Source organism: Pseudonocardia xinjiangensis (genome assembly GCF_012911925.1).
In the GTDB taxonomy this organism is placed as follows: domain Bacteria; phylum Actinomycetota; class Actinomycetes; order Mycobacteriales; family Pseudonocardiaceae; genus Pseudonocardia; species Pseudonocardia xinjiangensis.
This window is the reverse complement of record NZ_JAAXKY010000238.1, coordinates 1-7,568: the sequence shown is the minus strand read 5'-3', so window position 1 is coordinate 7,568 and position 7,568 is coordinate 1. Positions and strand designations below refer to the sequence as shown.

Genomic DNA, 7,568 nt, shown 5'->3' with positions numbered 1-7,568 from the left:
GGGGTGGGGGTGGTCAGGAGGTGGCCCCATTTCTGGCGGACGCCGCGCAGGTACTCCGGGCTGCTCTGCGCGACGCGGGGGAAGTCGGCGCGGCGTTCGAACGGGCGGCAGGCGTCGATGATCGCCCGGCTGTTGTAGGCGGGGGCGCCCTCGGGGAGCATCGGGTCGAGCTTGCTGCCCCAGCCGTAGCGCATCGTCTCGATGTCGCGTTCCGGGTCGCTGCGGGTGGACATCGCCCAGATGACCTGTTCCAGGTCGGAGGGGTCGATGTCGTCGTCGACCACCACCACGTACCGGTTCATGTAGGCGGCCGCGGGGCACTGGGCGGCGAGGTGCGCGACCTGCCGGGCGTGTCCCGGGTAGCGCTGCTCCAGCGACACCGCGACGAACAGCCGGCCGCCACCGGACTCGTGCGCCCACGCGGCGGTGACGCCCGGCACGCCCATCGACACCAGCTCGTCGTGGATCATCGCCGACTTCATGACGGTGCGCATGTACGAGTAGTCGTGCGGCGGGCGGCCGGGGGGCGCTCCGAGCAGGATCGGGTCGTCGCGGTGGTAGAGCCGGGTGATCGACAGGTTCAGGCAGGGGCGGCGCCGTCCCGAGTAGTAGCCGGTCCACTCCCCGAACGGCCCCTCCTCGCGCATGTTGTCCGGCGTGAGCCAGCCCTCGACGGCGATTTCGCTGCCCGCCGGGATCGGCAGGCCGGTGTCGGGGGCGATCACCACCGGCACCCGCTGCCCGAGCACCGCGCCCGCGTACTCCAGCTCGGACACCCCGCCCGGTACCTCGGTGCCGCCGAGCGCCAGCAGCAGCGGGTCGTGCCCGAACGACACGGTCACCGGTGCGCGTCCCTCCCTGGCGAGCCAGCGCTCGATGTTCTGCGCACCGTGCTTGCCCGGGACGGCCGCGATCGTGGTGCCGCGGCCGTCGTCCTGCACCTCCATCCGGTAGCAGCCGCCGTTGTGCACGCCGGTCTCCGGGTTGCTCGTGACCACGAAGCAGCCGGTGCCGATGAACCGGCCGCCGTCGTGCTCGTGCCAGCGCGGCACGGGGAACTCCAGCAGGTCGACCTGGTCGCCCGGCACCTCGTTCGCGAGCAGCGGCGCCGTGTCGACCGGCTCGACCGGGAAGTCCGGCGCGGCGGCCGCCCAGCGCGACGGCTTGCCGCGCAACGCGTCCACCAGCGCGGCGTCGTCGAGGTCGTCGCCCAGGCGCAGAGTGCGGCCGAAGCGGTGGGACGACCCGGTGCTCCCGGTGAGCACCCGCATGCCGGCGGGATAGCCGGTGATCTCGTCGAACAGCACGGCTGGCGGCTGCGGCAGGTGGTAGCTGACCTCGGCGATCCCGCCCAGCTCGAGGTCCCAGTGGGCGCCGCGGACGTGCCGCAGCTCGCCCATCTTCTCCACGGCGTCGATGTGGCTGCGCAGGCTCAGCAGCGGTTCGTCACCGGGCGGGGTGGATGTCGTCATGCCGGGGCGCTCCTCAGGTGTCCAGGTGCTTCTCGACGAGCGGCCAGAGGTCCGGTCGCTCGATCAGGCTGAGGTGCCGCGTGTCGTCCAGCACCTCGAGACGGGCGTCCGGGATCCCGGACGCCAGCACCTGCGCCATCGCAGGCGGCGTCGCGTAGTCGTCGCGCCCGACCAGCACCAGGGTCGGGGCCTGGATGTCGCCCAGCCCGGCGTCGGCGTCCAGACCGGCGAACGCGTGGCACGCCGCGGCGTGGGCCCGCGAGTCGGTGGCCACGAAGATGTCGGACACCCGGCGCACCTCGTCCGGGTGCGCCTCCACGAAGGACGGCGAGAACCACCGGTCGACCTGGAACGCCACCTGCTTCTCCCGCGGTACACCCACGGCCTTCTCGGCGCGGTCGATCCACTGCGCCACCCGGTCGGGGCCGTAGTCGGCGGTGGTGTCGGCCAGCACCAGCCGTGCGACGAGGTCCGGACGGCGCTGGGCGAGGAGGATCGCGGTGCTGCCGCCCATGGACAGGCCCACCACGTCGACCGGCCCGTCGGCCACCACCTCGATGATCGCGGCCACGTCGTCGGCGAGGTCGGCGATGCCGAACGGCCCGCCGTCCCAGTCGGAGCCGCCGTGCCCGCGGGCGTCCGGGGCGAGCACCCGCCGGTTCCCGGCCATCGCCGCGGCCATCGGATCCCACACCCGTCCCGACAGCGCGAGCGCGTGCAGCGCCACGAGGGGACGAGCACCACCCTCCCCGGTGGCGGCGACCTCGAACGTGCCCCGCGCCGTGTCGACCCTCATGCCGACCGCCGCTCGTTCTCGGCCTGCCGACGGCGTGCGGTGGCCTCGATCGCGCTGCAGATCTCCTGGTAGGTGCCGCAGCGGCAGATGTTGCCCTCCAGGTGCGCCGCGATCTCCTCGCGGGTCGGGGCCGGATTCTGCGCCAGCAGCTCGTGGCCCATCAGCACGAAGCCGGGAATGCAGTAGCCGCACTGCATCGCGCCCGCCGCGACGAACTCCTCGACGACGTCGTCGTCCTCCGCCAGCCCGTCGGCCGTGGTGAGCGGCACCCCGTCGTAGCGCACCGCGCGGGCCAGGCAGCTGCTCACGCTGTGGTCCTCCGCCAGCACGGTGCACGCCCCGCAGGCCCCGACGCCGCAGCCCTCCCGGACGCTGGTGATGCCGAGGCGGCGCAGCACGTCAAGCAACAGATCGTCGTCGGCGACCGCGACGCGGTGGCGCGCCCCGTTCACGGTCATCTGCACATCCGTGGTCATGCCCCGGCCTCCTGCTCGGCGAGTGCGGTGAGGATCCGTTCCGGCGTGAGCGGCAGCCGGGGGAAACGGATACCGATGGCGTCGCGCACCGCGTTCGCGATCGCGGGGGCGAGCGGGATGATCGTGGTCTCGCCGACGCCCTTGGCGCCGTAGGGCCCGCTGCGGTGCGGGCTCTCCACGATGATCGGCGTGATCTTGTCGGGAACGTCGAGCACGGAGGGCAGCTGGTAGTCGAGCAGGGTGCCGTTCACGATCTGGCCCTCGTCGAAGACCATCTGGTCGAACAGGGCGTGGCCGACGCCCATGATCGCCGCCCCGGTGAGCTGCTGCTCCACCAGCTTCGGGTTGATCGCCCGGCCCACGTCGCCCGCCACCGCGAGGTGCTCGACGTGCACCCGGCCGGTTGCGGTGTCGACGGTGAGCTGCACCGCCACCGCACCGGCGAACCAGTGCTCGGTGACCCGCTCGGACTGGCCGGTCTCGTGGTCGTAGGGCACCCACGAGGTGGTGAAGTTGGCCTCGGTGGTGAGCGTGGTGCCCCGCGCGCCGAAGTGCCCGTGGAGCAGCTCGGGGATCGAGACCTTCTGCTGGTTCTCGGCGCTGACCAGGCCGTCCCCGGTCAGCTTGACGTCGGTGACGGCCACCCCGAAGCGCTCGGCGGCCAGTTCGAGCAGCTTGTCGCGCATGGCGTCGGCGGCCCGGCGCACCGCGTTGCCGGTGTGGTAGGTCGACCGGCTCCCCGCGGTGATCGTGTCGTAGGGGGTGACGTCGGTGTCCGCCGCCACCACCCGGACCTGCCCCTCGCCCAGGCACAGCGCCTCGGCGGCGATCTGGGCCATGATCGTGTCACTGCCCTGGCCCATGTCCACCGTACTGATCAGCAGGGTGGCCGACGCGTCCTGGTTGAGCTGCAGCACCGCGTTGGCGATCGTCGGGGTGAGCACGGCCTTGACGCCGACCGCGACGCCGCGGCCACGGCGCAGCCTGCCCTCCTCGCGCTGGAGCGGGGTGTCCCAGCCGACGGCCTCGGTCACGGCGTCCAGGCAGCCCGCGAAGTCGGCACTGTGCATCGGGGTGCCGACCGGTGCGACGTCGCCCTCACGCAGCAGGTTGCGCCGCCGGAACTCGGCCGGGTCGACGCCGCACTCCCGGGCGAGCTCGTCCACGAGCGACTCGTGCGACCAGGTCACCTGGGGTACGCCGAAGCCGCGGAACGGGCCGGCCGACGGCTTGTTCGTGTAGACGCAGCGCGAGCGGACGTCCACGTTCTCCACGCGGTACGGCCCGGTGGCCACCATCCCGGACTTGGCGGTGATGCGCGGGCCCACGTCGGCGTACGCCCCGGTGTCGTAGCGCACGTCGGCGGTGGCCGCGACGATGCGCCCGTCCTTGTCGGCGGTCATGCTGCCGGTCACCGCGGCACCGTGGCGGGTGGTGAGCAGGAACGCCTCCTCGCGGGAGGCCGTGATCCGCACGGCGGTGCGCTGCGTCCAGGCGAGCACGGCGGCCAGCGGCTCGAGACGGTCGTACATCTTCGCGCCGAAGCTGCCGCCCAGCGGCGCGCTGCGCACCCGGACCGCGTTCAGCGGGATCCCGAGCAGGTCGGCCACCGACTGCCGGACGTAGGACGGGGTCTGCGTCGCGGAGAGGATCTCGAGCCGGTCCCCGTCGCGCCACGCGGCGGTGAACGGCAGCTCGATCGGCACGTGGTGTGTCGGCGGGCACCAGAACTCCTCGTGCACCGTGCGCCCGCCCTCGGCCGCGGCCGCCTCCGCCACGTCGCCCCGGCGCAGGGTGTACTCGTAGTTGACGTTGGTGTCGCGCTTGCCGCGTAGGTGCTTCAGGTCGCCGAAGACGACCGAGGGGCGCAGGACATCGTGCACGTAGGGACCACCGGCGACGGCGAGATCCACGTCGTGCACCGGCTCCAGCTCGGTGTAGTCGACCTCGATCTCGTCGGCGGCCGTCCGCGCCGGGGCGAGGCCCCGGGCGAGCACCGCGGCCACGGGCTCACCGATGTAGCGCACGCGGTCCACCGCGAGGCAGGGCTGGTCGGAGAACGCCGGGCCCGTCATCAGCGCGTTCCCGAACAGCTTGTAGAGCTGCGCGCCGGTGACCACCGCGACCACGCCGTCCACCGCCATGGCCCGCTCGGTGTCCACCGACCCGATCAGGGCGTGGGGACGGGTGCTGCGGTGCACCACGACGTCGAGGCACGGGCGCAGCGGCTGGTCTGCCGCGTAGAGCAGCTCCCCCCGCACCTTCGCCCGCGCATCGGTGCGCGCCCACCGTTCACCGACTGCGCCACCAGCGGCGACGCGAGTTTCGCCGAGCATCCGAACCCTCCTTTCCTGTGGACCTGCCGGCCGCACCGGTCTCGGTGCCGCCCGTCGAACCCCAGGCCGCTCGAATCGCGTCCTCGACCGCGACGAGGCCGAGGCGTCTCTTGAAGTCCGCTCCCCCGCGGATGTCGGGGATGGGATCGATCACCGGACCCGCGGCCTCCTGGCCCAGCCGCACGGCATCGGCCACCCCGGCGTCACTCGGCACGTCGACGCTGACGTACTTCGGCACCTCGGCCAGCGCGCCGAGTCCGAGGCGGAGCTCCCGCTGCCCCTGCACCGGTGACGTCACCAGCGCGGCCGCCGAGGCGCACGGCCAGTCGTTGACCGACTGGCTGCTCAGCTTCGCGAAGCCCGACGACGACCCGGTCTGGGCGGGGATCTCCACCGCGGTCACCAGCTCGCCGGGCGCCACCGCGGTCTCCTGGAAGCCGACGAAGAAGTCGCGCACCGGGACGTGCCGCACGCCCGCACTGCTGCGCAGCTCCACGCGGGCGCCCAGCACCATCAGGGCGGTGGGCGGGTCGAGCCGGTAGTCGCCGTGCGCGAGGTTCCCGCCGACGCTCGCGGTGTTGCGCACCCTCGGGTTGGCCACGTGGCCGTAGACCTGGGCCGCCAGCGGCACGATCCGGCGCACCACCGGGTCGGTCTCCATCCGGCGCAGGCTGACCATGGCGCCCACGCGCAGGCCGGTGTCGGTGCGCTCGATCCCGTCCAGGTCGGGCACCAGGGAGAGGTCGACCAGGTCGGAGGCGAACAGCACGCCCTGCTTGATGAGGATCTGCACCGCGGTGCCGCCGCCGTAGACCATCGCCTGGTCCAGGCTCCCCAGCAGCGCGCAGACCTCGTCGAGCGTGTCGGGGCGGTGCAGCGTGGGCGCGCCGAGAGGCGCCGCCATCTCCGCCGTCATCGCCGGGCCGCCGCGATCCGGCCGGTGAGCAGCGCCACCACGCGCCGCCACCACGGCATGCGACGGGGTGGCGCGACCTGGGGGCCGCCCGCCTGCGCGGGCTGTGCCGGCGACGCGGTCTGCGGTACGGGCTGCGGCGCTTGCTCCGCTCGGCGGCCCGCTCCCCCGGCGGCGAGCAGCTCGCGCACCGCGCTGTTCTCCGGCCCCGGCGGCCCGGCGGCGCACACCCGGGAGAAGTCCGCCGCGAACTGGCGCTCCACCTCCTCGGTGCGCCGGCGCACGATCGACTCGCCGAGCCGGCCGATCTTGCCCCAGAGCGCGACGTCGAGACCGAACTCCACGCACGACCGGTCGGCCGCGCCGTCCTCGCGGACCGACAGATCCGCCTCGATCTTGATCGTGCTGCCCAGCCTGCGGTCCTCGCCGCGCAGAGTGGCCCGCACCTGCCCCGGACCGGCCAGCTCCGTGATCTCGGCCGTGAAGCCGGCACTGAACCGGACGTGCGCGACCTCGTTCACCAGCCGGCCCCGGTAGTGCGTGTCGTCGACCTTCACCAGCTCCTGGCAGCCCGGGACGCAGGCCTGCATCGAGTCCGGATCCAGGAAGTGCGTGAACACACGCTCCGGGGCAGCGGGCACCCGGAACGAGGAACTCAGCTTCATAGCATGACCACCATACTGGACTAGTTATCTCGTATGCAGGACACTAGGCAGGGCTCGGGGCGGCCGTCAACCCGATCGCCGCCCGGCCGGAACACCTCGGCTACCGTCTGGTCGCGCAGTGTGTACGGAGAGGCAGGGGAGCGTCATGGCGAGCGATGTGCCCGCGGTCATGAACGCCGTGCGACTCCTGGAGCGGATCGCCCGCGACTGGCCAGAACCCGTCCCCTCGGGCGTGCTGATCGAGGATCTCGAGCTCAACCGCAGCACCTGCTACAACATCCTCGGCACCCTGCAGCGGGCCGGCTGGGCCGCCACCCGGGGCGACCGAGCAGGCTGGTGGCTCGGCCCGCGCCTGCTGGCCATGGTCGACACCTCGCAGGACTGGACGCGCGAGGTCGTCCAGCAGGAGCTCGACGACCTCAGCAAGCGGCTGGGCTACCTCACCTTCGCGGTGCGCCGGCACGGCTCGTCCGAGTACGCCGTGCTGGCCAAGGCCGACCGGGCGCAGGGCGTGCGGATCACCGTCGGCCTGGGCGACACCTTCCCGTTCTCCGCGCCCGCGATCATGCGCGCCTTCGTCGCCTGGTCCGACCCCACCGAGGTGGACCGGCTGATCGACAGGAACGGGCTCACCGCCTTCACCCCGGAGACCGTCGTCGACCGCGACGCGCTGCGCGGCGTGCTCGCCGAGACCCGGGAGCGCGGCTACGGCGTCAGCGTCCGCGAGTACGACCTCGGACAGTCCGGCGTCTCCGCCCCCGTGTTCGACGAGCGGGGCCGGGTGAGCATGGTGCTGTGCTCGCTGGCGTTCTCCTCCGAGCTCGACGAGCCGGCGGTCACGAACGCCGGCGAACTGATCCGCGAGTGCGGCCGGCGCATCACGGAACGAACGGGCGGCACCCTCCCACCC

Annotated in this window: 7 protein-coding genes; 1 reads left to right on the top strand and 6 read right to left on the bottom strand. The window is 72.9% G+C overall.

Annotation, left to right across the window (positions count from 1 at the left end):
* The 6 genes from HF577_RS35875 to HF577_RS35850 form a co-directional block, all read right to left on the bottom strand.
* Positions 1-1,472 (bottom strand): UbiD family decarboxylase (locus tag HF577_RS35875; protein WP_169400455.1); only part of this gene is annotated, 1,472 nt, incomplete at its 3' end.
* Between the two features lie 13 nt (positions 1,473-1,485).
* Positions 1,486-2,268 carry an alpha/beta fold hydrolase gene (locus HF577_RS35870; RefSeq protein ID WP_169400454.1) on the bottom strand — a complete coding sequence of 261 codons (783 nt, stop codon included), beginning with the start codon at positions 2,266-2,268 and terminating at the stop codon, positions 1,486-1,488.
* Positions 2,265-2,744, bottom strand: coding sequence for a (2Fe-2S)-binding protein (locus HF577_RS35865; protein ID WP_169400453.1), 480 nt, complete (start codon positions 2,742-2,744; stop codon positions 2,265-2,267). Before HF577_RS35865 ends, HF577_RS35870 begins: the two co-directional genes overlap by 4 nt.
* Positions 2,741-5,080, bottom strand: coding sequence for a xanthine dehydrogenase family protein molybdopterin-binding subunit (locus HF577_RS35860; RefSeq protein WP_169400452.1), 2,340 nt, complete (start codon positions 5,078-5,080; stop codon positions 2,741-2,743). Before HF577_RS35860 ends, HF577_RS35865 begins: the two co-directional genes overlap by 4 nt.
* Complete coding sequence (locus HF577_RS35855; protein WP_169400451.1) at positions 5,037-5,984, bottom strand: FAD binding domain-containing protein; 948 nt, start codon at positions 5,982-5,984, stop codon at positions 5,037-5,039. The genes HF577_RS35860 and HF577_RS35855 overlap by 44 nt, the downstream gene beginning before the upstream one ends.
* A gap of 8 nt (positions 5,985-5,992) precedes the next feature.
* The gene (locus tag HF577_RS35850; protein ID WP_169400450.1) at positions 5,993-6,658 is read right to left on the bottom strand and encodes a CoxG family protein; all 666 of its coding nucleotides are present in this window, start codon (positions 6,656-6,658) and stop codon (positions 5,993-5,995) included.
* Positions 6,659-6,803: 145 nt separating this feature from the next.
* On the opposite strand from HF577_RS35850, the gene HF577_RS35845 reads away from it, so the two are divergent.
* On the top strand, positions 6,804-7,568 hold a 765-nt coding region (locus HF577_RS35845; protein ID WP_169400449.1), incomplete at its 3' end, for an IclR family transcriptional regulator.